Raw genomic sequence first — 26,327 nt, forward strand, 5'->3', positions numbered from 1 at the left:
GCGGGGAAAAAACCAGGAGGGGGTGGGCGGCGGGGAACGCAAGAGGGGTGGGCGACGGGGAAACCCAGAGGGGGTGGGCGACAGGTTGAACCCCAGGGGGAGGTGGGCGATAGGGAAAGCCCCAACGGAAGGTGGGCAACGGGGGAACCCCCAGGGGCAGTTCTGACGGCAGCGAACCCCAGGGGGGGCACAACCAGCACCCGCCAACCCCACCTCACCCCCCTCGGCGGGACAACCCACGGGCCACCCGCCGAGCAACCTCACACCTCGGCGGAAGGCCCCACAGAACACCCACCGAGCAACCTCAGCCCCTCAGCGGAAGGCCCCACAGAACACCCACCGAGCAACCTCAGCCCCTCAGCGGAAGGCCCCACGGGGCACCCACTACGGCAGCCCCTCCGGCCCCATTACCCCCGCCAACCGCCCCTCCTACTGCTGCACCACCTGTGCCACCGCCGCCTGCGGGCGGATCGGGAGGCGGCCGATGGGGCGGCCGGTGGCGGCGCGGACCGCGGAGGCCACGGCGGCCGGTGAGGTGACGACCGGGACGGCGCTGGCGGGCTTGGCGCCGAAGGGGGCGATCACGTCCCGCTCCTCGACGAGCTTGACGATGCGGATGTCCGGGGCGTCCAGGGCGGTCGGCAGCGCATAGCCGGTCAGATCGGGGTGGCGGACCTGACCGCGGGTGGTGCGCAGGTTCTCCATCAGGGCGGCCCCCAGGCCCTGGGTGACACCGGCCTCGATACGGGCCCGCAGCTGGCGGGGGTTGAGCACCCGGCCCACGTCCTGGGCGACGGTCATCTCCACGACGCGGATGGTGCCGAGCTCGATGTCGACGTCCGCGACGCAGCGGATCGCGCAGAACGCGAGGCCGACGAACGCGTCGCCCTGGCCGCTCTCGTCCAGCGGCTCCGTCGGATGCGGCCGGCACTGGGCGGTGGCCCACAGTTCCTTGCCGTCCAGCGCCTCGGCGACGGTGGTGCTGAGCACCCCGTCGTAGGAGGTGATCTTGCCGTCGTTGATCTGCAGCAGCTCGGTGGACATCCCGAACTTGTGGGCCAGCGGCTGCAGCAGTTGCGTACGGACCATCTTGGCGGCGCGCTCGACGGCGCCGCCGGAGACCCAGGTGTGCCGCCCGTGGCAGGCCGCGCCGGCCGGCGGCTGGTCGGTGTCGACGCCCGCGATGTGCACCTCGTCGACGCCGAGCGTCTCCTGCACGATCTGCCGCGCCAGGGTGGAGAACCCCGACCCGGTCTCGACGGCGGCGCAGATGACCGTGGCCACCGAGCCGCTGACCTTGACGGTGGCGGTGGAGACCTCGTCGGTGCCCTCCGCTCCGAGCATGTGCACCATGCCCAGCGCGTAGCCGACGCCCCGGCGCACCGCACCCGGTTCGCCCGCCCCCTCGGGGCCGCCCGGCAGCAGCCACTCCGCTTCGGGCGCGTCCTTGGGCAGCTCGGGAAGCGGCGCTTCCTTGACGGCGTCCAGGAGTTCGGCCACCGGGGCGGGGCAGGTCACCGTCTGCCCCGTGGGCAGCAGATCGCCGGTGGCCATGACGTTGCGCAGCCGGATCTCGTCGGGCTCCAGGCCCAGCCGGGCGGCCAGCTTGTCCATCTGGCCCTCGTAGGCGGCACAGACCTGCAACGCGCCCTCGCCGCGCACATGGCCGGACGGCGGGTTGTTGGTGCGCACCGCCCACCCGTCGACGACGGCATGCGGGACGACGTACGGGCCGCAGGAGAAGGAGACCGCGGCGGCCAGCGCGTCGGCGGAGGTGTCCGCGTAGGCGCCGGCGTCCATCAGGATCTGGGCCTCCACCTTGACCAGCTTGCCCTCGGCGTCCGCATGGTGGCGGTAGCGCAGCAGCGTGGGGTGGCGGTGGGCGTGCGCGAGGAAGGACTCCTCGCGGGTCGCCGCGAGCTTGACCGGGCAGCCCGTACGCAGGGCCAGCAGGCCGAGCGGCAGTTGGATGCCGGGGTCCTCGCGGTCGGCGGTGGCGCCGGGCACGCCGGTCACCACGACCTTGACCTGGTCCGGTTCAAGGCCGAAGGAGGCGGCGGCCAGATCACGGTCGGTGTGCGGGTCCGTGGAGGCGGTGTAGATCTCCACGCCGCCATCGGGGCGCGGCACCGCGAGCCCGGCCTCGGCCCCGATGGGCGCCGGGTCCTGGCGGCCGATCCGGTAGAGCCCCTCGACCATCACCTCGCCCACGACATCCGGGTCGCCGAAGCGGAGCGGGATGTGCCGGATGAGGTTGCCGTCCGGGTGCAACGGCTCCGCTTCGAAGGCCAGTTGGGGGTCGGTGACCGCTTCCTGGATCTCGTACTCGACGTCGATGGCGGCGGCGGCCAGCCGTGCCGTGTCGGGGTGGTCGGCGGCCACCGCGGCGATCGGCTCGCCGTGGTGGCGGACCTCGTCCTTGGCGAAGACCGGGCGGTCGGCGGTGCCCCGGCCGTGGCCCGCGTCACCGGGGACGTCCTCGTGCGTGACGACGACGCGCACGCCCGGCATCTCCACGGCGTGCTTGGTGTCGATCGACAGGATCCGCGCCCGCGGGTGCGGTGAGCGCAGCACCGCGGCCCACAACAGCCCCTCGGCCCACAGGTCGGCGGCGTACGGGAAGGTGCCCTCCGCCTTGGCCGGTGCGTCGGCGGACGGCAGGGACACGCCCAGGCCGTGCGCCGGCTCCTCGACGGGGATCGGAGTGCCCGCCGCCGGGGTCGCGGTGACGGCACCTGCGCCGTCGGACGTGCCACTCATGCCGAAACCTCGCTTCGCCCGGCCTCGCATTCGCTCGGCGCGCGCCTCGCTGTGATGCTTCCCCGGTGTCCGGCCGGGGGGACCCCCATGCTGCGCTCGCTCATGCGGAGCCTCCCGTGTGCGGATCCTGGTCGTGCGGGGCGTGGCCCGTGGGGTCGGCGGGGCCCGCCTGGTGCGGGATACGGGCGGTGTCCGTCGGCGCCGGCCTGTCGGTCTCGTCCGTGTCGTCGGCCGGGCCGTAGGCGGCCTCAGCGGCCTCCGCACGGCCCTTGACGACCTCGTCGACGGCGTCCAGCACGCCCCGGTAGCCGGAACAGCGGCAGAGGTTGCCGCACAGCGCCTTACGGGTCTCCAGCTCGCTGGGGGCGTGGTTGCCCTCCAGGAGGTCGTGGACGGTCATCGCCATCCCCGGTACGCAGAAGCCGCACTGCACCGCACCGGACGCGGTGAGCGCGCGCTGCACGTCGGAGGGCACACCGTTCTCCGCGAGCCCCTCGACCGTGCGGACCTCGCTGCCCGCCGTGGTGGCCGCGGGCACCAGGCAGGACGCCACCAGCCGCCCGTCCACCTGGACGGAGCAGGCCCCGCACTCGCCCTGCGAGCAGCCGTCCTTGGCGCCGGCCAGTCCGAGCCGCTCGCGCAGCACGTAGAGCAGCGACTCGCCGATCCAGGCGTCGGTGACCGGCCGGTCGATGCCGTTCACCCGCAGGACGTAGGACGCGGCGGGGTGTTCGTCGAAGTCATCGGCGCCGGGTTCGCCCGCGGCGCCGAGGCCGTCCCCGGCGTCGGGGCCGTCTTCGTGGCCGGTGGCGGGAGCGGGCGGGGAGGCCATGGACGTGGCGTCGGACTCGGACTCCGTGGGGGCCCCGGTGCCGACGGCGTGATCGGTGCCGACGGCGCCCGAGGGATCGCCGGAGTCCTCGGTGTCGCCGAGCGGAGCCCCGGTACCGGTGGACTCGGCGCCGCCAACGGACCGCGGGCCGCCGGGAGTGCCGGCACCGCCGGTGCCGTCCTCGTCGCCGCTCTCGCCCGTCCCCGTGCCCTCACCGGCGTGCCCGGAACCCCTCGGGTCCGCGAGGCCGTCGAGGTTCGTGAGGCCGCCGAGCTCCGTGAGGCCGTGGTGCTCGCCGTGCTCCGGCGGGGCGTCCGCACCGTCGTCGGGACCCGACACGGCGGACGTCACGGGCCCGGCCGCGTCGGTGACCGCGAACTCGCCGGAATCCTCCTGCCGTTCGCCTTCGGCACCCGGGACCGCCCAGCCGTCCGTCCCCGGGGCGTCCGCCGCCCCGTCGGGCCGGTCCGCCGCCTCGTGCTGATGCGGCGCTTCGTGCTGATGCGGCGCCTCGTCGTGCGGCGGCTGCGCCGTCTCCGCGGCGGGCGGCCACTGGGCCAGCGCGTCGGCCGGCAACGACCAGTGCCCGGTCGCCGCACCGGCCGCGCCGTTCCCGGCACCCGCGCCCGCACCGTACGGGTCGCCGCCCGACGGGCCGCCGTCGCCGCGCTGTTCGGCGTCCGGCCCGGCGCCATGGGCCGGGAGGCCGCGCTCGTGCGCATACGGGTCGTCCGCGGCGCCGCCGAAGTGCTCGTGCGCCGCCCCGCCGTGCGCGGTGTCCTGCGGCGCGGCAGGGGCTGCCTCCGCCCCGCTGGTGGCGGTCAGCCCGGTGGTGAAGTTCCAGTGCCCGGTAGCAGTGGCCTCGCCGGTGTCCGTCGCGTGCCCGGCGCCGTCGTACGCACCCGCGCCCGGGTACCCGCCGCCCTGGTAACCGTCGGCACCATTGGACCCCGCGAGGCCGGGATGCCCGGGATGGCCCGAATGGCCATGGTGATCCGAATGACCATGGTGATCCGAATGACCGGGGTGGCCCGATTGACCGTGGTGGCCCGAGTGGTCGTGGTGATCCTGATGGCCCTGATGGCCCTGATGACCACCCGTGAGTGGCGAATACCCCGTCAGTCCGTCGTCGCCGACCAGGTATTCGCCGGATTCCTCCAGACCGTCGTCGGCCGCCGCGGGAACCGACCAGGTTCCGGCGCCGCCCGCCTCCGGGCTGCCCGCGACGGGCCAGTCCACCGGGTCGGCGTGCCACGGCCGGGCCGCCTCGGGGGCGTCGCCGTGGTAGCCGTCGGCGGCGCCGTGGTGGGCCGCGTACTCCGCCTGGGCCGGGTATCCGGCGGACGGGTCGGCGTACCCGGCCGAGGGGTCCGCGAACGGCATCGTCCACTGGCCGGTGGCCGCCGGGTCGGTGCCGGCGCCCGCGACCGGCGGCGCGGGGTCGTGCGGGGTGAAGGAGGACGGCGGGGTGTAGCCGTGACCGGGTGCGGCGAGCGGCTCCGCGCCCGGGGTGCCGTACCGGGGCGATCCGCCTCCGTACACCCCGGTGGTGAAGCCCTCCGGGAGCTGCACGAAGGCCGTCGCCTCCGACTCGTACTCGCCGCCCTGCGGCAGCGGCTGCCAGCCCTGCTCGGGGTGCGGCTGGTACGGATGGCGGTTGTCTGCGTCGCTCATGCCGAGCCCTCGCTTCGCTCGGCCTCGCCTGCGCGAGGCGCGCACCTCCTGATGGTCTGCTCACTGCGCTCGCTCATGAGAGCGCCCTCCCCAGTGCGCGGCGGGCCAAGGCTGCCACCGTACGGCGCAGGTGGAGTGCGGCGGGCGGCAGGGCGGCCGGTTCCGAACCGTCCTCGGGCGGCGCCGGGTCCGGGATGCAGGCGGCGGCGACATAGTCGCCGAAGGCCGTCAGCGCCTCGGGAACCAGGCCGCGTTCGCCGTCCCAGTCGATCAGGGAGGCCACCCACTGCTCGGCCTCCAGCGGGCGCAGCGGCATGGCGGCGACCGCGCCCACCGCGCAGCGCACGCCGCGCCTGGCCGGGTCCAGGACGAGCGAGACGGAGGCGGTGGCCCGGCCGGGGCCGGTGCGGCCGGTGGCCTTGAGGAAGGTCTGCGGGGCGTGCAGCAGCGGCACCCGTACGAAGCCGACGAGTTCGCCGGGGCTCAGCATCTCCCGGCCGGCCAGGAGGTGGCTGACCGGGATCTCGCGACGGGCGCCCCCGGGGCCGGCGATGATCACCGTGGCTTCGAGGGCGGCGAGCACCGGGAGGGTGTCGCCCGTGGGCGCGGAGGTCACGATGTTGCCGCCGAGGGTGCCGGCGTTGCGGACCTGCGGCGGGCCGGCCGCGCGGGCGGCGGCGGCGAGACCCGGGATCAGGGCGGCGAAGTCGGGGCGCCCCATACGGGCGAGGGTGAGGCCGGCGCCGAGCAGCGCATGGCCGTCCAGGTACTGCCAGCCGCGGATCTCGCTGATCCGGCCGAGGCCCACCAGGGCTGCGGGTCTGAGGAGTCCGGCGTTGACCGCCGCCATGAGATCGGTGCCGCCCGCGACGGGCACGGCGGCGGGCATGGCGGTGAGCGCCGCCACCGCCTCGTCGAGCGAGGCCGGCAACGTCACCGTGTGCGACGCGTGCGGTGCGTGCGTGGTCAAGCCAGCTGCCCCTTCCCCGGTGTCCCGGCAGTTCCGCTCCGCCGTACGGTACGTGCTCACAGCCCGGACGTGGCAACTCTGGCACATCTTCCCGGGCCCCCGGCGCGAGGGTCCGCGAACCGGCGTTCCGTCCCCGAACAGGGCGCTGGTCCGGTTTCGTCCGCCGCCGGACGTGCGGGAACTGCGGTGTGGCGCATCGGCGGAGGCGTCCCGCGCCGCGCACACCGTCGGTACGGCGAGGCCCGGTACGGCGGTGCCGCGGTACGAGGTGACCGCCGTACCGCACCACCGTCCCAGGGTCCGGCCGCACGAGCGCCCTCCTTGCACCGGGGCTCACACGTTTGGGGGCGCCCCGTCGATCGGGCGTCCGAGCACTCCGGGCCGTTTCTGCCAGGGGCGGGGGCCGCCGGGCGGGCGGTAGTCGACGCCGAGGGCGTCGAGGCGGGCGTAGTGGACAGCCATCCGCCGGGTGAACTCCTGATAGTCGCGGTCGGCCGGTGCGGGCAGCCGCGACCAGGCGACCTCGGCGAAGGCGGCCAGCCGGGGAAACACCTGGTAGTCGAGGCGCTGTTGACTGTCCATGACCTCGGTCCAGGCATTGGCCTGGGTGCCCAGGATGTGCGCGGCCTGGTCGGCGGTCAGCTCCGGCGGTACCGGCTCGAAGCGGAAGACGTCCTCCAGGGTCCGTACGAAGCCGATCGGCACCGGCTCGTCCGGGGAGTGATGCTGACGGTGGTCCAAGTACACCTGCTGTTCCGGGCACATCACGACGTCATGGCCGGATTTCGCGGCAGCGATACCGCCCGCACAGCCGCGCCAGGAGGAGACCGCGGCACGCTCGGCCAGTCCGCCTTCGAGGATCTCGTCCCAGCCGATCAGCCGCCGCCCGCGGTCGGCGAGCCAGCGGTCGAAGTGCCGGATGAACCAGCTCTGCAGCTCCTCCTCGCCCGCCAGCGACAGCTCGGCGATCCGCTCCTGGGCGGCGGCGGACGCCTTCCACTGGTCCTTGGGGCATTCGTCGCCCCCGATGTGCACGAACGGCGAGGGGAAGAGCGCGAGGACCTCGTCGAGCACCTGCTCGTAGAACCGCAGGGTGTTGTCGGTGGGCGCCAGTACGTTGGGGTTGACGCCCCAGGTGTCCCAGACCTTCAGGGAGGTGGTGTCGATGACGTCGGTGTTGCCGAGCTCCGGGTACGCGGCGATGGCGGCCTGCGAATGCCCGGGAATGTCGATCTCCGGGACGACGGTGATATGCCGCTGGGCGGCATAGGCGACGATCTCGCGGATGTCGTCCTGGGTGTAGTAGCCGCCGTGCGGGCGCTCGTCCCAGAGAGGGGAGGCCCGGTGGCCGATTTTGGTGCGTTCCCGCCAGCCGCCGGTCCCGGTCAGCTCCGGGTAGCGCGCGATCTCGATCCGCCAGCCCTGGTCGTCGGTGAGGTGGAGGTGCAGGACGTTGAGCTTGTGGGCGGCGAGCAGATCGAGGTAGCGCAGCACCCCGTCCTTGGGCAGGAAGTGCCGTGCGACATCGAGCAGCATGCCGCGCCAGGCGAAACGGGGTCCGTCCTCGATGGTCTGCTGCGGCAGGACGGCCGCGCGCCCGGGTGCGAGCGGCGCGCGGCGGAAGGCGTGCGGGCCGAGGAGCTGACGCAGCGTCTGCGCTCCCCAGAAGACCCCGGCCGGGCCGCCGCCGGTGATCCGTACGCCCCAACGGGGTTCGGCCTCCAGCCGGTAGCCCTCCGCGGGAAGGGCGGGGTCGAGGGCGAGCGCGAGGGTGTCCGTGGCCTCGCCGGAGCCGGGCGGCAGCGGCAGGCCGAAGGCCGCGCCGAGGGTGGCGCGCAGCCACTGCGCGGTGTCCTCGGTGCCCGGCGCGGCCGCCAGTGCGGTGTGCTCGCCGAGATGGACCGCGCTGCGGTAGGGCCCGTCGATGCTCAGCGGCGCCGGAACCAGGCCGCCGCCCGCCGCCGTGGGGGTGATGTCTGTGTCCGGCATGCCGTCCGTCCTTCACCGCGCCGCCCGGCCCAGGACCGGTCGGCCCGCACGAGTACGAAGAAGAGAAGAAGACCAGCACGGGGATGCTCGTCACGGCCGATGCTGCCATGCCCCGCGCCGCCGTGATCGCGCCTCGGCCGTTCCCGTCCGGCAAAGCGGTGAACGAGCGGGCCGATCGCCTGGGGCAATATCCGGGAGGTCGGGGGCCGTTGTGCGCCCGGCGAGAGGCGGCGCCCGAGGCGGGCAGGGACCGGCGTGGACGGCGGCCGCCTCCCCCGGGTGAGGGAGGGCACTCGCTTCCCTCGCACCCGGCACCCCGCACCCCGCGTCCGGGAATGCCGGACGGGCCCGGTCGACGAAGACCCGGACCCGTACTCAAGACCGCCGAGGCGGGACACCGCCACCGCAGGACGGCGGCTGCGTCCCGAGGGAAGCTACGTCCCCGCGGACGCCTGCGCCCCGAAGGGTGGCCACGTCCTGCGGCTCCTCGGCCCTGCCGCGTTCACGCGCCGGCAACCGGCCGTGACCGGCCCGGCGTCACAGCCGACGGCTACTTCTTGCCGCCGTCCTTGCCGCCCTTGTCCTTGTCCCCACCGGCGCCCATGGACTCGAAGATCTCCTTGCACATGGGGCAGACCGGGTACTTCTTCGGGTCGCGACCCGGGACCCAGACCTTGCCGCACAGCGCCACGACGGGGGTGCCGTCGAGCGCGCTCGCCATGATCTTGTCCTTCTGGACATAGTGGGCGAAGCGCTCGTGGTCGCCGTCGCCGTGCGACACCTGCGGTGTCGGCTCTACGAGGGTCCCCGTACCTGCCCCGCGCTCGGGCTCAAGAGTGCTCATAACAGCCAAGGGTACTCACGCCCGAGGCAACCCGGGAGCGTCGGTCCGCCGCCAGGGGGAGCGCACGACCCGCCTCCGCCGCCCTGGGCCCCGGGCCGTGGAACGGGGCGGGGCCTTGCGGCACGCCCTAGGAAGCCACCGCCACCCCGCCCCGGGAACCGGCCGTCAGGCCCAGCTCCGTGGCGAAGGCCAGTGCGGCGTCCGGCCGGACCTCGTACCAGCAGTCCTGGCCGCAGACCGCGTCCAGGAGTGTGGTGATGTCCTCCGCGCCGACCCTGCGGGCCTCGGCGGCGGCCAGGAAGGCGCGGACCGCCGCCATGGCGTCGACCTCCGTCTCCGCGCGGGCCACGAGGTCCTCGGCGATGTCCCTGGCCGCGTCGTCGCCGGGCGCGACCCAGCCCATGGCCATCTCCAGGCCGTCGTCCGGCAGCTTCTCGGGGTACGGGGCGCGCGCCCAGGCGCCGTCCTGCCACCAGTAGACGAACCCGAAGAGATTACCCTCGGCGTCCTCGCGCAACTGCTCCCAGGGCAGCCATGCGGGGCCGCCGTCCAGGAAGTCGATCTGGCGGCCGCCGCTGTGCGTATGACTGCCGTCCGAGTCCTGGCCGCAGAGGAGGGCCCGGCCGTCCTCGAACAACTTCAGCCGCCACCAGTAGCTGCCGCCGTCGTTCCAGCACTGCAATCCCTGGCCGCTCCAGGAGAATTCGTCCCAGTCGTCGATGGCGGCCGCCACTACCGCCAGCGTCGCGGCGCGCGCCCACAGGCGCTCCGGGTGATCCAGGTCTTCGGGCACGCTCGGCCTGTGCATGGCGCTCTCCCCCGCTTGTCCAGCGCGGCCCCGCCGACGCGACCACGCACCGTCCCCTGTCATCTCGAACCATAGCGACGGGGTCTGACAATTCCGCATGACGAAGCCGTCACAATAATCAAGTCGTCAACAAAATTCGGCCCACCGCGCAACGCCACCGGCGAGGGCCGGTTCGGCGACGGATCGGCGCGTCAGTTCAGCGAGGGGTCGTCCGGATACGTGGCCACCATCGCCAGCTCGTTGCGCTGCCGCCGCAGCACCGCGCGCCACAACTGCTCCGGGTCGGGCGAGGAGACATCGCCGGGCTCGGACTCGACGACGTACCAGGCACCCTCGACCAGTTCGTCCTCCAGCTGGCCCGGACCCCAGCCCGCGTACCCGGCGAAGATCCGCAGGCTGCCGAGGACCGCCGCGAGGAGTTCCGGAGGGGCCTCCAGATCGACCAGACCGATCGCGCCGTGCACTCTGCGCCAGCCCAGCGGCTCGTCACCCGACTGCACGCCCGCCCGGTCCGCGGCCGGTGCGCCGGCGGTCTCCGCGCCCTCGCCGTTGGCCAGGGCGCCGCTGTCCACGGACGGGATCCCGCCCTCGCCGGACAGCCCGCCGGGCACCACGGCCACCCCGAGGGCCGAGTCCAGCGACACCGGGCCGCCCTGGAAGACGACCCCCGGCTCACCGGCCAGCGCGGCCCAGGGCGCGAGGATGTCCGCGACACCGACCGGCGTGGGACGGTTGAGGACCACGCCGAGGGAGCCCTCCTCGTCGTGGTCGAGGAGCAGCACCACCGCGCGGTCGAAATTCGGATCGGCGAGCGCGGGCGTCGCGACAAGAAGCCGCCCTGTGAGCGAGGACACCTCGGTCATGGCCACATGATCCCGCACTTCTGCCCGAAGCGGGGAGTCAACGCCCGGACCCGGCCGAGAGCAGGGCAGGGCGTACGGCGGCAACACCGGCGCACACCCTCGGCGTCGGATAGGCCATTCAAGACATTCCCTGGCAATTTCAGTCAAAGGGTGATTACAGATCAAAGGCGGATCGTAGCGGAGCGTGTTGTGGCAAAGCCATTACATGCTCAGAACGTGCACGGGCCTACGGACTCACCCTCGACCGCCCTTACCATTTCAGCTTGGCCCCTGCCCGTCTCCAGGAACGCGAGATCCATGACCGTCTCTACTGACGACGTACTGCTTGTCCACGGCGGCACCCCGCTCGAGGGCGAGATCCGGGTTCGCGGCGCGAAGAACCTTGTGCCGAAGGCCATGGTCGCCGCCCTCCTCGGCAGCGGTCCCAGCCGACTGCGCAACGTGCCCGATATCCGTGACGTACGTGTGGTGCGCGGGCTGCTGCAGCTGCACGGCGTCACGGTGCGCCCCGGTGACGAGCCGGGCGAACTGGTCCTCGACCCGTCCCACGTGGAGAGCGCAAACGTCGCGGACATCGATGCGCACGCGGGCTCCTCACGGATCCCGATCCTGTTCTGCGGCCCGCTGCTGCACCGCCTCGGCCACGCCTTCATCCCCGGCCTGGGCGGCTGCGACATCGGCGGCCGGCCGGTCGACTTCCACTTCGACGTGCTGCGCCAGTTCGGCGCGACGATCGAGAAGCGCGCCGACGGCCAGTACCTGGAGGCCCCGCAGCGACTGCGCGGCACCAAGATCCGGCTGCCGTACCCGTCGGTCGGCTCGACCGAGCAGGTGCTGCTGACGGCCGTCCTGGCCGAGGGCGTCACCGAGCTTTCGAACGCCGCCGTGGAGCCGGAGATCGAGGACCTCATCTGCGTACTGCAGAAGATGGGCGCGATCATCTCCATGGACACCGACCGGACGATCCGGATCACCGGTGTCGACAAACTCGACGGCTACACCCACCGCGCCCTCCCGGACCGCCTGGAGGCGGCCTCCTGGGCGTCCGCGGCGCTGGCCACCGAGGGCAACATCTACGTCCGCGGCGCGCAGCAGCGGTCGATGATGACCTTCCTCAACACCTTCCGCAAGGTCGGCGGCGCGTTCCAGATCGAGGACGAGGGCATCCGCTTCTGGCACCCGGGCGGCCTGCTCAACGCCATCGCCCTGGAGACCGACGTCCACCCCGGTTTCCAGACCGACTGGCAGCAGCCGCTGGTCGTCGCGCTGACCCAGGCGTCGGGCCTGTCGATCGTGCACGAGACGGTCTACGAGTCCCGGCTCGGCTTCACGTCCGCGCTCAACCAGATGGGCGCGCACATCCAGCTCTACCGGGAGTGCCTGGGCGGCTCCGCCTGCCGCTTCGGACAGCGCAACTTCCTGCACTCCGCGGTCGTCTCCGGCCCGACCAAGCTGCAGGGTTCCGACCTGGTCATCCCCGACCTGCGCGGCGGCTTCTCGTATCTGATCGCGGCGCTGGCGGCGCAGGGCACCTCCCGGGTGCACGGCATCGACCTGATCAACCGCGGCTACGAGAACTTCATGGAGAAGCTCGTGGAGCTGGGCGCCGACGTCGAGCTGCCGAACGGCGCACTGCCCAACTGAGGGCTGGGTACTGTCCCGGCTGGGGACTGGCCACCGCCCCGACTGAGGGCTGGGGCGCTGGCCAACTGAGGGCCGAGGGGGCGGGTTTCCACCGCTCCCCCGGCCCTGCGCCGTATCCGGGGCCTGCGCCGTATCCGGGCCCGCGCCGCCCCCCGGGCCTCGCGCCGTAACCCGACCTCGCGCCGCGCGCCGTACCCGGGGCACGCGCCGCCGCGAGTTCGCCCGGTTCACCGAGTTCGCCGACGTCGAGCATGCTGCGACGGATTTCCTCGCTCTCGTCGTGGAGACCGACCGGCCCCTCGGCGTCGAGCACCAACAGCGGCTCGTCCAGGAGGAGTACGCGCGGTCGGACGGCAAGCGGGTGGCCGCGGGCGAGGTGCTGCTGCCGAACGCCGGGGAGTCGGCGCGGAGTGGCCCTCACGCCCCAACAGGCCCGGCAGGCCCGGCAGGTCCAACGAGCAGCAGTCTCAGGTCCCGGCCGTCGGCCGCGTCATGGCCACAGCAACTGACGCCGGACAGCAGGGTCCTGAGGGCGCTGCGGATTCAGCCCCCCGCAGCGAACGGCGAGCCCGCGCATGCCCACGCACCGACGGGGCACCGACGGACCTCGCCGGTACCCCGGTGGACGACCCCGCCGGGCGCCTGGTGCGCGTCCACGGCGTGCGCTGAGACGTCACCCGGACGGCTGCCCGGCTGGACCAGGACTTCACCACCAGGGTGGCGGTCGGCGTCGCCGTCCGGCCCGGGTGCGCTGCGGCTCACGGTCGGCGTCGCCTCCGGCGGGTGCGCTACGGCTGCCGGACAGGGCGCAAGGCGCTGGCCATACGGGGAAGCGCCTCATGGGACCGTCCGGCTGCCGAGAACCACCCCCAGGGGTGCCATGGCGGCGCGCGCCGCCTGCGGACCGCCGGCTGCCGACGGCCGGGAGCCTGCCACCAGCAACCCACCGTCCCCGCCCACCACCAACCATCAACCACCCCGCCCCACCCCCACACAAGCCCCCAACAGCCCTCAACGGCCCCCTCAACGCCCCACACCCGCCCGACTCCCCGTCGGCCCCTCCACCCCGCCCCCGGCAGCCACAGACCGCCCCACACGCCCGCACACGCCCCCCTGCCCCCTCCGCCCGTCCACATAGCCCCCGGGCCACCCCCGCTACCGGGCACACCCGCCCCGAGACACACGAAGAGGCGGCCATCCCTGGAAGGGATGACCGCCTCTTATGCCGTGCTAGGGGGTGTTACTTACCCTTGGCGGCTTCCTTGAGCTTGGAGCCCGCGGAGACCTTCACGCTGTAGCCGGCCGGGATCTGGATCGGGTCGCCGGTCTGCGGGTTGCGCGCGGTGCGAGCGGCACGGTGGGTGCGCTCGAAGGTCAGGAAGCCGGGGATGGTGACCTTCTCGTCGCCCTTGGCGACGACCTCGCCGGTCACCTCGGCGAGGGCGGCCAGAACGGCGTCGGCGTCCTTGCGGGTCACCTCGGCACGATCGGCCAGAGCGGCCACCAGCTCACTGCGGTTCATGTTTGTACTCCCGTGTTCTTCTTGCCAATGAGGCGTGAGATCGAAGCCGATGCTGCCAGGGTCCTCGGACAGTCCCCGGACCCGGGTCTGGTGCCAGACCCTCGCGCCCGATTACGCATCCTGCCCCCACCTGCGGCGGTAAAGCCAATCCGGCACCCAGGAGGGTCACACGAAAAGCGCCACTGCCTCGTAGTGGTGACGCTCCGTATCATTCCCGCTCCGGGCCGGCCCCACAGGGCGGCGGTCGCTTGCTGCCCGCCACCCTATGGGGGCCCCAACGACGGCGTGTCCAGCGACGCGCCGTACTCAGACCGTCGTGGTGGCCGTCACAGCCGGGTCGCCGCTCTTGGCCGCTTCCCGGACCGCACCGGCCACCGCGCCCGCGACCTTCTCGTTGAAGACGCTGGGGATGATGTAGTTCGGGTTGACCTCGTCCTCCAGGACGACGTCCGCGAGGGCACCGGCCGCGGCCAGCATCATCTCGGTGTTCACCGTACGGGAGTGGGCGTCCAGCAGGCCGCGGAAGACTCCGGGGAACACCAGGACGTTGTTGATCTGGTTCGGGAAGTCGGAGCGGCCGGTGGCCACGACGGCGGAGGTCTGCCGGGCGATGGCCGGGTCGACCTCCGGGTCGGGGTTGGCGAGTGCGAACACGATCGCGCCCTCGGCCATCTTCGAGACGTCGTCGCCGTCCAGGACGTTGGGTGCGGAGACGCCGATGAAGACGTCCGCGCCGACCACGGCCTCCTTGAGGGTGCCGGTGACGCCCTCGGGGTTGGTGTTGTCGGCGATCCAGCGCAGCGGCGAGTCCGGGTCGGCGTCGACCAGGTCCGTACGGCCGGCGTGCACCACACCGTGGATGTCGGCGACGACGGCGTGCTGGACGCCGGCGGCCAGCAGCAGCTTGAGGATGGCGGTGCCGGCCGCGCCGGCGCCGGACATCACGACCCGGACGTTCTCGACCTTCTTGCCGACGACGCGCAGCGCGTTGGTGAGCGCGGCGAGCACCACGATGGCGGTGCCGTGCTGGTCATCGTGGAAGACCGGGATGTCCAGGGCCTCGCGCAGCCGTGCCTCGATCTCGAAGCAGCGGGGGGCGGAGATGTCCTCCAGGTTGATGCCCGCGAAGCCGGGGGCGATGGCCTTGACGATCTCCACGATGGCGTCGGTGTCCTGGGTGTCCAGGCACAGCGGCCAGGCGTCGATGCCGGCGAAGCGCTTGAAGAGGGCCGCCTTGCCCTCCATGACGGGCAGGGCGGCCTTGGGGCCGATGTTGCCGAGTCCGAGGACGGCGGAGCCGTCGGTGACGACCGCGACGCTGTTGCGCTTGATGGTCAGCCGGCGGGCGTCCTCGGGGTTGTCGGCGATGGCCTGGCAGACGCGGGCGACGCCGGGGGTGTAGATCATCGAGAGGTCGTCGCGGTTGCGGATGGGGTGCTTCGACGACATCTCGATCTTGCCGCCGAGGTGCATCAGGAACGTACGGTCGGAGACCTTGCCCAGGGAGACGCCCTCGATGGTGCGCAGCTGGGAGACGATCTCGTCCGCGTGCGCCGTGGAGCTCGCCGCGATGGTGACGTCGATCCGGAGCTTTTCATGTCCGGACGCGGTCACGTCGAGGCCGGTGACCGAGCCTCCGTGGGACTCGACGGCCGTGGTGAGCTGGGAGACCGCGGTTCCGCTCGCGGGCACCTCCAGCCGGACCGTCATCGAGTAGGAGACGCTGGGCGCCGTTGCCATGGCCGACTTCCTCTGCTTTCACCGTTTCGCTGCGTTTCGCGGCGTGTCACTGCGTTGTGCCGTCCGATCGTCGCACCTACCCCTCGGTACGCGGTAGCCGCCGCGGATTGCGAACGTTGTGTTCACCAGCAGGCATCGACTTCGGAAAACGCATTCCACCATACGAGAGTCACCCGGCCAAGCAAAGGGGCCCACGTCACGTGGTGACGTGGGCCCCTCGGAAGCTGAGACACCGACCCGCCATGCTCGCCTCGCGGCAAGTGGTCGCTCGTAGCGACGATGGTTGGGCCCGGGGGCTTGGATCGGGCCGGTGCCGTCACCCAGGCTAACAAACCATGCCCGGAAGCGAATCCCGTCCCGCGGGGCCGATTTCAAGACCCCTCGTACGGCGGCGCGCACCACCCGGCCGCGCCCGCCGTACGGGTGCCGGAGCGGCCCGCCGCCCGTCAGTCCCGCAGCAGGTCGGGGACTCCGGCCGCGTCCGGCTCGTCCCGTTCGGCCGACAGTACGGTCAGCTGCCGGGTGGCCCGGGTCAGCGCCACGTACAGCACCCGCAGCCCGGCCGGGGACTCGTCGGCGATCTCGGCCGGCGAGACCACCAGGGTGGCGTCGTACTCCAGCCCCTTGGCCTCCAGGGAACCCAGTGCCACCACCCGGTCGCCCAGCGGGGCCAGCCAACGGCGGGCCTGCGCGCGGCGGTTCATGGCCACCACCACGCCGACCGTGCCGTCCACCTCGCCCAGCAGCCGCTCGGCCTCGGCCACCGTGGCCCGCGCCAGCACCGCATCGTCGGCGGACGGGGCCCCGCCGTCCCCCTCCGCGACGAGCGCGAAGCGCGGCTCCAGGCCCGTGGAGCGGACCGCCTTCGGCGACTGCATACCGGGCATCGCCAGCGCCAGCACCTTGGCCGCCAGTTCGGCGATCTCCGCGGGGTTGCGGTAGTTCACGGTGAGCGTGAAGCGGCGGCGCGGGCGGGTGCCGAGCGCCTCGTCGCGTGCGACGGCGGCCTCGTCCGGGTCGGACCACGAGGACTGCGCGGGGTCGCCGACGACCGTCCAGGTGGCGTGCCGGCCGCGGCGGCCGACCATCCGCCACTGCATGGGCGTCAGGTCCTGCGCCTCGTCGACGATGACGTGGGCGTAGTCGGTGCGCTCCTCGTCCAGCCGTTCGCGCCGGCTGCGGCCGCCGCCGTTGCGCTCCGTGTACGTCGAGAGCTCCTCCAGGCCGGTCAGGTGGTCCAGCGGGTCGGCCTCGCGCGGCCGGGGCGGGCGCATCGGGGCGCCGAGGACGGTCTGCAGCTCGTCCAGCAGCGCGACGTCGTGGACCGAGAGCGGACCGTGCCCCGTCGGCTCCACGCGCCGCAGGGAGCGGGCCAGTTGGCGTACCTCGCGCTGGTTGAGGGTGCGGCGCGCCCAGCGGCCGAGCAGGCGCTCGTCGGCCATCGCGGCGAGCACCCCGCGCGGGGTCAGCTCGGGCCACCAGGCGTCCAGGAACTCCTGGAAGTCGGGTTCGGTGGTGATGTCCTCGTCGAAGCCCTGGCGGGCCTCGGCGGCGAGTTCGGGGTCCGTGTAGCGGCGGGCGGCGCCGGACTTGGCCCACAGGGCGTCCAGGATCAGCCGGCGGGCCCGCGGGCGCAGCAGGTTGACCGGTGCGGTGCCGCCGAGCGCGGACTGCCGGATGGCGTGCAGCTCGTCGGCGTCCAGCTCCAGCCGGCCGCCGAAGGCGACGACCCGCAGCCGGGCGGGTGCGGAGGGAGCGGGGCGCGAGGGTCTGGAGCGGGTGCGGCGGCCGTGGCGTTCCCCGTTGTCGGCGCCGTTCCCGGCGGGCGCGGTGAAGAGGTCCTCCAGGGAGAGCTGGGCGTTCTCGCCCGCGGCCCCCTGTGCCTCCTGCGGCGCCGCGGCCGCGGGTCCGGCCAGCTCCAGCGCCCCGCGGGCCGCCTTGCGCAGCAGCTTCTGCATCCGCGACGAGCCCTTGATACGGGCCACCGCGGGCGGGTCGTACGCGGTGGCCTCGGCGCCGTCCACCAGCGAGCCGAGCGCCCGGATGGCGACCTGGCCCTCCTCGCCGAGGGAGGGCAGCACGCCCTCGGTGTAGGCGACCAGCAGCGGTGTCGGGGAGACGATCAGGATGCCGCCCGCGTAGCGGCGCCGGTCCTGGTAGAGGAGGTAGGCGGCGCGGTGCAGCGCGACCGCGGTCTTGCCCGTGCCGGGGCCGCCCTCGACCTCGGTGACGGAGGCGGCGGGGGCCCGGATGACCATGTCCTGCTCGGCCTGGATGGAGGCGACGATGTCCCGCATGGTGTGGCTGCGGGCCCGGCCCAGCGCGGCCATCAGCGCACCGTCGCCGATCGCCGGCAGCTCCTGGCCGTCCAGCGTCGCGGTGACCTCCGGGCGCATCAGATCGTCCTCGACGCCGAGGACCCTACGGCCCTTGGAGCGGATCACCCGCCGGCGCACGACCCGCCCGGGGGCGACCGGCGTGGCCCGGTAGAAGGGCGCGGCGGCCGGCGCCCGCCAGTCGATGACCAGCGGCGAGTAGTCCGCGTCGAGGACGCCGAGACGGCCGATGTGCAGCGTCTCGGCGATCGTGGCGCGGTTGTCCTCGATCGCACCGTCGGCGGGCTCGACGGAGGTGAAGGCGCCGTCCGGGCCCTTCTTGCCGTCCTTGCCGAGGAGCAGGTCGATCCGGCCGAAGAGGAAGTCCTCGTACTCGGAATTCAGGCGGTGGAGATGGACTCCGGCCTGGAAGACCTGGGCGTCGCGTTCGGCGAGCGCGCCGGGCGTGCCGACCTGGCCGCGCTTGGCGGCGTCGTCCATCAGGAACTCTGCCTCGTGGATCTTCTCCTCGAGGCGCCGGTAGACGCGGTCCAGATGCGTCTGCTCGGATTCGATCTCACGGTCGCGTACGGAATCCGAAGCGTGATCCGGTGCGTGCGTGGCGTTGTGCGCGGCCACCCAGGCCCCCTTCTGCTGTGCGTAGGGCAGCCGTCAACCGTACGCGAACCAGGCACCGCGCGCACCTGGTGAAAGGGACAAAATCGGGCGAGTTTGGTCGGATGTCGACTCAAGCCTTTACGTCGGGCGTGACCCGGTCGAGGGGATTGCCGATCGACGGCATGGCGGTGCTTGACGGGCGCCCCGTGCCGTACCCGGCTCGGGGTGCCCGCCCGCGCCTCTCAGGCGTTCACCTTCGCCAGCCGCTTGCCGTCCGTCGTGGTCACCTCGAAGTGGTCGATGTCGCCGCGGTTGAAGCCCGCGCCGCCCGCCGCGTACAGGGGCTCGCGGTTCCACTTCGCGGCGCCGCCCGGGATGCCGTAGCCGCCCTCGGGGACCGCCCAGGTGGTCACGGTCTGCCGCTTGCCGTCCTTGCCGACGGCGACCAGGCCGCAGGTGAGCGGCCCCTTGACGTTGGCGAGTTCCAGGACGACCTGGGTGCCCCAGGGGCGGGCCGCCATGGACACGCCTGCCGAGACCTTGGTGTCCGGGTCGACCGAGCTCACCTTCTCGCCCGCCGCGTACTGGGCCCGGACCGCGTTCGCCAGCGGCGGTGCCGCCTTCTCGTCGGAGCCGTCGGGCTTCAGCTGCAGGGCGGCGAGCGGCCCGCCGACGATCAGCACGGCGGCCGCGGCGACCAGGAACAGCCGTCGGCGGGCGCGGCCGCGCCGGGTGACGGCGACCTCGTCGAGCAGTCCGTCCAGCAGCCGCGGTCCCGGGGTCGCCGTGATCGTCTCCGGGGTGGGGGCGGTCTGTTTGAACTCGGCCAGTACCGGCGACAGGCCCATCAGGTCCTCGAGTTCGGCCGCACACCGGTGACAGCCGACGAGATGCGCCTCGAACCGGTCGGCGTCGGCACCGTCCAGGACGCCCAGCGCATACGCGCCGACGTCGGTGTGCCGGTCCGGCTCCGTGGGCGGGTTCACTCCGTCACTCCTCGTTCCTCGAGCGAGAGTCTCAGGGAGCGCAGCGCGTAGAACACCCGGGACCGCACGGTCCCGGCCGGTACGCGCAGCACCTCCGCTGCCTCGTTGACCGTACGTTCCTTGAAATACGTCTCGACGAGGGCCTCCCGATGGGCCTGGCTCAGGTCGCTCAGCGCCTCCGAGATCGTCATCATGCGCAACGCCCGGTCGATGACATCGGCGGCCGGCATCGTCTCCAGAGGGGTCGGATCGACCTCTTGGGGCCGCGCCTTGCGACTGCGGTGCCCGTCGATCACGATCCGCCGTGCGACGGTCACCAGCCAGGGTCGTATCGAGCCGGTCGCCCGTTGCAACTGGTCGGCGTTGCGCCAGGCGCGCACCAGCGTCTCCTGCACCACGTCCTCCGCGCGGTGCCGGTCGCCCGCCACCAATCGCAGGACGAAGGCGAGAAGCGGGCCCGCGTGATCGTCATAGAGGGCTCGCATGAGCTCCTCGTCAGGTGTCGTCCTGTCTGCCACGACGGCATCCTTACGCACTCCAACTCCCGGGTCGATAGCCCAGATCGCCCAAGATCGCCGGGGGACCCTGCCATGAATCGGACTTGCGGTGAGGAGTACGGACGGGACGGGCGGGTTACTCAGAGTTCGGCCGAAAATTTTTCTCCGCTGCTCACCATGCCCTGACCAGGGCTTCCGACCTGCCCCCTGCGCACCGTCGTCCGCCGCCGGTGCCGGGCCACCCGCTCCCGGTTGCCGCACACCTCGCTGGAGCACCAACGGCGGCGCCGGCCGCGCGAGGTGTCCAGATACACCAGCGTGCAGCTCTCGCCCGCGCACTCCCGCAGCTGCTCCCGCGTCACCGCGTCGGTCAGCAGCCCGATCGCGTCGCGGGCCACGACGGCCAGCAGCCCGGCGCAGTCGGGCGGAACGGGCAGCGCGCCGGCCAGCGCGCCGTCGGCGGTGCGGACCGCGCACAGGGCGGGCGGCTGCCCGGACGCGGCCGCGGAGTTCAGCAGCGCCAGATCGGCGTCGGCCGCCCGGCCCCGCAGCTCCTCGTGCACCACGCGGCGCAGCAGCTCGCGCAGGGCGCGGAAGCGGCCGACCCAGCCGCCGTCGACACCGTCCAGCGGGGTGCCGCGCGGCACTAGCCCCGCTCCGACCAGCCAGGCCCGCAACTGGTCGGGGCCGGTGAGCCGTTCGGCCGGGGCGTCGCCGCCCGACGTGGCCGCGAGGTCCAGGCAGATCCGCCCGCAGTCGAACCGCAGGTCGCAAGGCGCCGCCATGTGCCTGTCACTCCTTAGGGACCAAACGTGTGTGCTCCCAGAGTGCCCCGGCCCATGGGCCCGCCGGAACCCTCCGGAAGCGGCCACTCCGCGGCGGAGTCGCACGTACACACAGCACGTAGACACTTCGCGTATACATCTCATGTATAGTCCGCGGCGAGGCGGCCGGTGAGCCCGCGCGCCCCGGCCCGCCGCATGCCGCAGCGCTCCTTGCCCCTCCAGGACGAAGGTCTCCATGTCGCGCAATGCCCTGCTCACGAACCGTGCCGGACTGACCCACAAGATCGGTTACGCGGTCCGCAACCCGGCCCGGATCGCCCCGTACGTCAAGCGCACCGCCCGCGACACGTGGCTCCGCCTCAAGCACCCCGACCATGTCGCGTACTACCGGGCGGTGATGGCCTCCGACGCCGGCCGCAATCCGGAGGCCGCGGTCGGCAGCCGCAGCCATGAACGGTGGCTGGCGCTGGGCGAGATGCAGTTCGACTACCTGACCGGACACGGCCTGAAGCCCGGCCACCGGATGCTGGACATCGGCTGCGGCAACCTGCGCGCCGGCTGGCGCTTCATCGCGCACCTGGACTGCGGCAACTACTACGGCATCGACATCTCGCCGGACATCCTGATATCCGCGAAGCAGACCCTGACGACCTACGAGCTCCAGGACAAGCTGCCGCACCTGACGATCACCCAGAACCTGACGCTGGACTTCCTGCCGTCCGGCCACTTCGACATCGTCCACGCGCACAGCGTCTTCTCGCACTCGCCCCTCGGCGTCATCGACGAATGCCTCGCCCACGTCGGCCGGATCCTGGCGCCCGGCGGCTTCTTCGACTTCACCTTCGACCGCACCGAGGGCACCGAACACCAGGTGCTGCGCGAGGACTTCTACTACCGGACCGAGACCCTGCTGCGCCTGGCCCAGAAGCACGGCCTGGAGGCGCGCTTCATGGAGGACTGGGAGACCCGGCCGCACGGCCAGTCCAAGATCCGGGTGAACAACCCGGCATAGGCGGTCCGGGCGGCGCACCGCGCAGGACGGCACCGGCAGCGCGCGGCGGAGGGAGCGGCGGCGAGGGCCGCCCCGGCACCGCACAAAGCCGCCGGGAGGCCACTGCGAAACCGCCGGGAGTCCGCTACTCCCCGCTGTACTTGTCCGTGTCCGCATGCGGGTCGAGCGACAGCCGGTAGCCGCGCTTGACGACCGTCTGGATCAGCTTCGGCGCGCCCAGTGCCCCCCGCAGCCGGGCCATCGCGGTCTCCACCGCATGCTCGTCCCGGCCCGCCCCCGGCAGCGCGCGCAACAGGTCCGCACGGGAGACCACCCAGCCGGGGCGCCGCGCCAGCGCACGCAGCAGCGCCATCCCGGCCGGCGGCACCGGCCGCAGCGCACCGTCCACCACGACGGCGTGCCCGCGGATCTCCAGCTGCCGCCCGGCCACCGGCAACGGCCGCACCCGGCCCGGGAGTTCACGGCACAGCAACTGCACCAGCGGCCCGAGCCGGAAACGCTCCGGCTGGAGCGTGGGGATGTCCTCCGCCTGGAGCGGCAGCGCGGTCACCGGTCCCACGCACACCGACAGCACCTCCTGCCGCAGCGCCGCCAGCACCTCCGCACGGATCCCGCGCTCCTGGGCCCGGCGCAGCAGCGAGGCGGCCGCCGGCGCGCTGGTGAAGGTCACCGCGTCCACGGAGTGCGAGGCCACCGCGTCCAGCAGCCGGTCGACCGGACCGATGTCCTCCGGCGGCATCCACCGGTACACGGGGACACCGACCACCTCCGCACCCCCGGCCCGCAACGCCTCGACGAAGCCCGGCAGCGGCTCCCCGTGCAGTTGCAGGGCCACCCGGCGCCCGGAGACGCCCTCTTCCAGCAGCCGGTCCAGCACCTCGGCCATCGACTCGGAGGCCGGCGACCACTTCTCGGTCAGCCCGGCGGCCCGGATCGCACCGCGCACCTTGGGCCCGCGCGCCAGCAGCTCCACCCCGGCCAGCCGGTCCAGCAGCGCCTCGCCCAGCCCCCAGCCCTCCGCGGCCTCGACCCAGCCGCGGAAGCCGATGGCGGTGGTGGCCACGACGACGTCGGGCGCCCGGTCGATCAGGTCCCGGGTCACCGCGAGCAGTTCGGTGTCGTCCGGCAGCGGGACGATGCGCAGCGCGGGCGCATGCGTCACCTGCGCGCCGCGCCTCTCCAGCAGGGCGCCCAGCTCCTCCGCCCGCCGGGCCGCGGTCACCCCGACGGTGAACCCGTCCAGCGGCCGCACGGTCGCCTCCGGTTCCGGTGCCGTGTGCTCCCGCTCGTCCTGCTCCTGCTGCTGATCGTGCATGGTCGTCCCGCTCCGCCCAGAGTGGTGTACTGCCGTGTGCTGCCGTACCGCCGCGGCTCGGGCGGCACGGAGTGCCAGGTACCCACGGTGCCAACGGCACGTGACGGTCCCGGTCCTCCAGTATTTCCCCGCGGTTACGACGGAGCGCCCCCGGCTACGCCGTACGCCCGGTACGCCACGGGCCCGGGGCTCCCGGGTGGGGCGGGCACGGCGGCCGGTTCCCCTCGCCCCACCGCCCGCGCGCCCGCCCCACCGCTCACACCTCCGCGTACACCGGCCCCCGCTCCCCGTCCACGGCCGCCGCCTCCACACCGTCCGACCCGTCCGCCTCGTCCGACGCCTGCGAACGGCGCCGCCCGCGCACCGCAGGACGCAGGTAGACGCCCCAGGTCACCGCGCCGCACACCACGTACCAGACCAGGAACGACACGAACGCCGGCGTGCCCGACCCGGCCACCAGGAACGACTGCCGGAAGGCCAGGTTGATGGCGAGCCCGCCGAGCGCCCCCACCGCCCCGATCAGCCCCATCGCCGCCCCCGACAGCCGCCGTCCGTATACCGCGGCCGCCTCCCCCACGAGCCCCCGCCGCAGCGCCTGGGCCTGGAAGATCCCCGGGATCATCTTGTACGTGGAGCCGTTGCCGAGCCCCGTCAGCACGAACAGCGCGATGAACCCGACGAGGAACACCGGCAGCGACCGCGTCCCCGACGCGTAGATCACCACTCCGGTGGCCAGGCCCATCGCCACGAAGTTCCCCAGCGTGATCCGCGCCCCGCCGAACCGGTCCGCCAGCCGCCCGCCGACCGGCCGCACCAGCGAACCCAGCAGCGGCCCGATGAACGTCAGCGACGCGGCCTGCAGGGGCGTGCGCGCGAACTGGTTCTGCAGCACCAGGCCGAAGGCGAAGCTGTAGCCGATGAACGACCCGAACGTGCCGATGTACAGCAGCGACATCACCCAGGTGTGCGGCTCCCTGGCCGCGTCGAGGGCCGCTCCGGTGTCGTTGGTCACCGGCGCGAGGTTGTCCATGAACAGCGCCGCGAGCACCGCCGCGAGCACGATCAGCGGCACGTAGACGGCCAGCACGATCCGCGGATGCGCGGCCCCCGCCGTCCCGATCACCAGCAGCCCCAGCAACTGGATCACCGGCACCCCGATGTTGCCGCCGCCCGCGTTCAGCCCCAGCGCCCACCCCTTCTTCCGCAGCGGATAGAACGCGTTGATGTTGGTCATCGACGAGGCGAAGTTCCCGCCGCCGACCCCCGCCACCGCCGCGACCAGCAAGAACGTGGTGTACGAGGTGCCCGGCTCCATCACCACCGCCGCCACCGCGGTCGGCACCAGCAGCATCGTCGCGCTGAGCACCGTCCAGTTGCGCCCGCCGAACCGCGCCACCGCGAAGGTGTACGGCACCCGCAGCACCCCGCCCACCAGCGTCGGCATCGCCACCAGGAAGAACTTCCCGGCCGGATCGATCCCGTACTCCGGCCCCATGAAGAGCACCATCACCGACCACAGGCTCCAGATGGAGAACCCGATGTGCTCGGAGAGCACCGAGAAGGCGAGGTTCCGCCGCGCGATCCGCTCCCCCGTCTCCCGCCAGAAGCCCTCGTCCTCCGGGTCCCAGTGCTCGATCCACCGGCCGCCCCTCCTCGCACGGCCCTCGGTACGGCTGCCGGCAGGGGTGTCCTCGGGTTCGTCACTGCGGGTATCTGCTGCCGCGGCCGTCATCGCGCCTCCCAGGGGTCAGGTCCTGGGCACCGACGCTAGGGAGGGCGGGTTTCCATGCCGTGCCGCCCGGTGACACGTACGAAACCTTGCGCTCACGGGGTACGGCGGACGCGGGTGAGGAGCCGGGCCGCCCGTGCGGGCGGTGGTCCGCGCATTCCCGCGGCGCCGGTCGCGCTGCGTCACTATGCTGCCGCGCCAGGCGGCCCGTACTCCTGGTGAGTACGGGTGCGCATACGGTCACCGGCGTCGAAGTACGGGGAGTGGAACGCCATGCAGCCGCGAAGCAAGCCCAAGAACCGACACTCCGCAGCGATGGAAGTCATCGGCGCACAGCTGGCGTTGTTCCGCATCAATGCGGGCCTCACCCAGCGCAGCCTCAGCGAGCGGACCACCGCCTCCGAGGAGACCATCGCCTCGATCGAGCAGGGCAGGCGGGCCCTGATGCCGCATCTGGCATCCGAGTTCGATCAACTTCTGCGCACGGGCGGCGCCCTGGCGGCAGGAGTGAGGAAGCTACCGCCGAAGGAGAAGTATCCGATCTGGGCGGAGGACTTCATGGCGCACGAGCGGGAGGCTCTCGCCCTCTCCACGTACGAAACCGTGGTCGTCCCAGGGCTGTTGCAGACCGAGGAGTACGCGCGAGCCACATTTCGCTGCACGGTGTTGCCGCTCGGAGAGGAGGAGACCGAACAGCGCGTGGCCGCCCGCACCGAGCGCCAGACGGTGCTGCGCCGCAAGCAGCCCATGTGTGCCAGCTTCATCCTCTTCGAGGCAATCCTGCTCGGCCGCCTAGGGGGTGGCGGCGTCATGCGTCGGCAGATCCAGCATTTGCGGGAATGCGCAGATCAGCCTGGTGTTTCGCTTCAAGTTCTCCCCTTGGGCCGCGAAAGTCACGCCGGGATCTCGGGCCCGTTCGTCATCCTCGAAACACCTGACCACGAGCAGTTGGCATACACCGAGTCGCACCGTGGCAGTCAACTGATTGCCGACCCTGATGAGGTCAGTGCGCTGGTTCAGAAGTATGGAATGCTGCGAATGCAGGCTCTCAGCGACTCCGAAACGATGGGCCTGCTGGACCGGCTGCTAGGAGAGCGATGACCCACCTGACATGGTTCAAGTCGAGCTACAGCGGCGATGAGGGCGGCGCCTGCCTCGAAGTGGCGTACGACTGGCGCAAGTCCAGCTACAGCACCGAAGAGGGCGGCAACTGCCTCGAAGTCGCCTACACCTGGCGCAAGTCCAGCCACAGCAGCGAGCAAGGCGGCAACTGCGTAGAGGTGGCCACCCACCCCACCACCATCCACGTCCGCGACTCCAAGGACCCCCAGGGCCCGCACCTCGACTTCTCGCCGGGTGCCTGGGCCTCGTTCGCCTCGTACGCCGCGGGTACCGCTGCCGCCACAACGGCCCCGTAACCGGGG

At 72.7% G+C, this 26,327-nt stretch carries 19 protein-coding genes; 4 read left to right on the forward strand and 15 right to left on the reverse strand.

Annotation, left to right across the window (positions count from 1 at the left end; all coding sequences use genetic code 11):
• Positions 1–429: 429 nt before the first annotated feature.
• The 7 genes from Scani_RS31145 to Scani_RS31175 all read right to left on the reverse strand — a co-directional run bounded on the left by Scani_RS31145 (position 430) and on the right by Scani_RS31175 (position 10,740).
• Positions 430–2,760 (reverse strand): xanthine dehydrogenase family protein molybdopterin-binding subunit, encoded by a 2,331-nt coding sequence (locus Scani_RS31145; protein WP_159481097.1) that lies wholly within the window; start codon positions 2,758–2,760, stop codon positions 430–432.
• Between the two features lie 100 nt (positions 2,761–2,860).
• Positions 2,861–5,266, reverse strand: coding sequence for a (2Fe-2S)-binding protein (locus tag Scani_RS41855; protein ID WP_159481098.1), 2,406 nt, complete (start codon positions 5,264–5,266; stop codon positions 2,861–2,863).
• 73 nt (positions 5,267–5,339) lie between these two features.
• Positions 5,340–6,236: an FAD binding domain-containing protein gene (locus Scani_RS31155; protein ID WP_159481099.1), complete on the reverse strand. Its 897-nt coding sequence runs from the start codon at positions 6,234–6,236 to the stop codon at positions 5,340–5,342.
• A gap of 333 nt (positions 6,237–6,569) precedes the next feature.
• Positions 6,570–8,225 carry a beta-N-acetylhexosaminidase gene (locus Scani_RS31160; RefSeq protein WP_159481100.1) on the reverse strand — a complete coding sequence of 552 codons (1,656 nt, stop codon included), beginning with the start codon at positions 8,223–8,225 and terminating at the stop codon, positions 6,570–6,572.
• Positions 8,226–8,775: 550 nt separating this feature from the next.
• Positions 8,776–9,069, reverse strand: a complete 294-nt coding sequence (locus Scani_RS31165) for a DUF3039 domain-containing protein (RefSeq protein ID WP_026169910.1) — start codon at positions 9,067–9,069, stop codon at positions 8,776–8,778.
• Positions 9,070–9,196: 127 nt separating this feature from the next.
• On the reverse strand, positions 9,197–9,877 hold the full coding sequence (locus Scani_RS31170; RefSeq protein ID WP_159481101.1) for a hypothetical protein: 681 nt from the start codon (positions 9,875–9,877) through the stop codon (positions 9,197–9,199).
• 191 nt (positions 9,878–10,068) lie between these two features.
• The gene (locus Scani_RS31175) at positions 10,069–10,740 is read right to left on the reverse strand and encodes a YqgE/AlgH family protein (protein ID WP_159481102.1); all 672 of its coding nucleotides are present in this window, start codon (positions 10,738–10,740) and stop codon (positions 10,069–10,071) included.
• 297 nt (positions 10,741–11,037) lie between these two features.
• On the opposite strand from Scani_RS31175, the gene murA reads away from it, so the two are divergent.
• Complete coding sequence (murA, locus tag Scani_RS31180; protein ID WP_030986839.1) at positions 11,038–12,384, forward strand: UDP-N-acetylglucosamine 1-carboxyvinyltransferase; 1,347 nt, start codon at positions 11,038–11,040, stop codon at positions 12,382–12,384.
• A gap of 1,240 nt (positions 12,385–13,624) precedes the next feature.
• Here murA and Scani_RS31185 read toward each other — a convergent pair.
• The 6 genes from Scani_RS31185 to Scani_RS31210 form a co-directional block, all read right to left on the reverse strand.
• Positions 13,625–13,906: an HU family DNA-binding protein gene (locus Scani_RS31185; RefSeq protein WP_006605312.1), complete on the reverse strand. Its 282-nt coding sequence runs from the start codon at positions 13,904–13,906 to the stop codon at positions 13,625–13,627.
• Positions 13,907–14,212: 306 nt separating this feature from the next.
• Positions 14,213–15,646 (reverse strand): NAD-dependent malic enzyme, encoded by a 1,434-nt coding sequence (locus tag Scani_RS31190; RefSeq protein WP_159481103.1) that lies wholly within the window; start codon positions 15,644–15,646, stop codon positions 14,213–14,215.
• Between the two features lie 446 nt (positions 15,647–16,092).
• Positions 16,093–18,600, reverse strand: a complete 2,508-nt coding sequence (locus tag Scani_RS31195) for a HelD family protein (protein WP_159481104.1) — start codon at positions 18,598–18,600, stop codon at positions 16,093–16,095.
• 221 nt (positions 18,601–18,821) lie between these two features.
• Entirely contained in the window at positions 18,822–19,565 is a 744-nt protein-coding gene (locus tag Scani_RS31200) for a zf-HC2 domain-containing protein (protein WP_159481105.1), read from the reverse strand.
• Positions 19,562–20,101: a sigma-70 family RNA polymerase sigma factor gene (locus Scani_RS31205; RefSeq protein ID WP_088797889.1), complete on the reverse strand. Its 540-nt coding sequence runs from the start codon at positions 20,099–20,101 to the stop codon at positions 19,562–19,564. The genes Scani_RS31200 and Scani_RS31205 overlap by 4 nt, the downstream gene beginning before the upstream one ends.
• Before the next feature lie 101 nt (positions 20,102–20,202).
• On the reverse strand, positions 20,203–20,847 hold the full coding sequence (locus Scani_RS31210; RefSeq protein WP_159481106.1) for a CGNR zinc finger domain-containing protein: 645 nt from the start codon (positions 20,845–20,847) through the stop codon (positions 20,203–20,205).
• Between the two features lie 235 nt (positions 20,848–21,082).
• Here Scani_RS31210 and Scani_RS31215 point away from each other — a divergent pair, with 235 nt between their 5' ends.
• On the forward strand, positions 21,083–21,859 hold the full coding sequence (locus Scani_RS31215) for a class I SAM-dependent methyltransferase (protein WP_159481107.1): 777 nt from the start codon (positions 21,083–21,085) through the stop codon (positions 21,857–21,859).
• Positions 21,860–21,983: 124 nt separating this feature from the next.
• Here Scani_RS31215 and Scani_RS31220 read toward each other — a convergent pair whose 3' ends face one another.
• Positions 21,984–23,174, reverse strand: a complete 1,191-nt coding sequence (locus Scani_RS31220) for a uroporphyrinogen-III synthase (RefSeq protein ID WP_159481108.1) — start codon at positions 23,172–23,174, stop codon at positions 21,984–21,986.
• Between the two features lie 256 nt (positions 23,175–23,430).
• Positions 23,431–24,906 (reverse strand): nitrate/nitrite transporter, encoded by a 1,476-nt coding sequence (locus tag Scani_RS31225; RefSeq protein ID WP_159481109.1) that lies wholly within the window; start codon positions 24,904–24,906, stop codon positions 23,431–23,433.
• 312 nt (positions 24,907–25,218) lie between these two features.
• Between Scani_RS31225 and Scani_RS31230 the strand changes: the two genes are divergently transcribed.
• Both Scani_RS31230 and Scani_RS31235 read left to right on the forward strand, forming a co-directional pair.
• Positions 25,219–26,004: a helix-turn-helix domain-containing protein gene (locus Scani_RS31230; protein ID WP_159481110.1), complete on the forward strand. Its 786-nt coding sequence runs from the start codon at positions 25,219–25,221 to the stop codon at positions 26,002–26,004.
• Positions 26,001–26,321: a DUF397 domain-containing protein gene (locus Scani_RS31235; protein WP_159481111.1), complete on the forward strand. Its 321-nt coding sequence runs from the start codon at positions 26,001–26,003 to the stop codon at positions 26,319–26,321. The genes Scani_RS31230 and Scani_RS31235 overlap by 4 nt, the downstream gene beginning before the upstream one ends.
• Positions 26,322–26,327: the final 6 nt, after the last annotated feature.

Origin of the sequence: Streptomyces caniferus (assembly GCF_009811555.1) — a bacterium.
GTDB classification, from domain to species: Bacteria; Actinomycetota; Actinomycetes; order Streptomycetales; family Streptomycetaceae; genus Streptomyces; species Streptomyces caniferus.

Bases quoted from the DNA above. Each gene is read 5' to 3' on its own strand.
- Scani_RS41855 (WP_159481098.1), bottom strand. From the start codon at position 5,266: ATGAGCGACGCAGACAACCGCCATCCGTACCAGCCGCACCCCGAGCAG.
- Scani_RS31230 (WP_159481110.1), top strand. From the start codon at position 25,219: ATGGAAGTCATCGGCGCACAGCTGGCGTTGTTCCGCATCAATGCGGGC.
- Scani_RS31170 (WP_159481101.1), bottom strand. From the start codon at position 9,877: ATGCACAGGCCGAGCGTGCCCGAAGACCTGGATCACCCGGAGCGCCTG.
- Scani_RS31190 (WP_159481103.1), bottom strand. From the start codon at position 15,646: ATGGCAACGGCGCCCAGCGTCTCCTACTCGATGACGGTCCGGCTGGAG.
- Scani_RS31165 (WP_026169910.1), bottom strand. From the start codon at position 9,069: ATGAGCACTCTTGAGCCCGAGCGCGGGGCAGGTACGGGGACCCTCGTA.
- Scani_RS31210 (WP_159481106.1), bottom strand. From the start codon at position 20,847: ATGGCGGCGCCTTGCGACCTGCGGTTCGACTGCGGGCGGATCTGCCTG.
- Scani_RS31235 (WP_159481111.1), top strand. From the start codon at position 26,001: ATGACCCACCTGACATGGTTCAAGTCGAGCTACAGCGGCGATGAGGGC.
- murA (WP_030986839.1), top strand. From the start codon at position 11,038: ATGACCGTCTCTACTGACGACGTACTGCTTGTCCACGGCGGCACCCCG.
- Scani_RS31145 (WP_159481097.1), bottom strand. From the start codon at position 2,760: ATGAGTGGCACGTCCGACGGCGCAGGTGCCGTCACCGCGACCCCGGCG.
- Scani_RS31215 (WP_159481107.1), top strand. From the start codon at position 21,083: ATGTCGCGCAATGCCCTGCTCACGAACCGTGCCGGACTGACCCACAAG.
- Scani_RS31185 (WP_006605312.1), bottom strand. From the start codon at position 13,906: ATGAACCGCAGTGAGCTGGTGGCCGCTCTGGCCGATCGTGCCGAGGTG.
- Scani_RS31175 (WP_159481102.1), bottom strand. From the start codon at position 10,740: ATGACCGAGGTGTCCTCGCTCACAGGGCGGCTTCTTGTCGCGACGCCC.
- Scani_RS31225 (WP_159481109.1), bottom strand. From the start codon at position 24,906: ATGACGGCCGCGGCAGCAGATACCCGCAGTGACGAACCCGAGGACACC.
- Scani_RS31220 (WP_159481108.1), bottom strand. From the start codon at position 23,174: ATGCACGATCAGCAGCAGGAGCAGGACGAGCGGGAGCACACGGCACCG.
- Scani_RS31160 (WP_159481100.1), bottom strand. From the start codon at position 8,225: ATGCCGGACACAGACATCACCCCCACGGCGGCGGGCGGCGGCCTGGTT.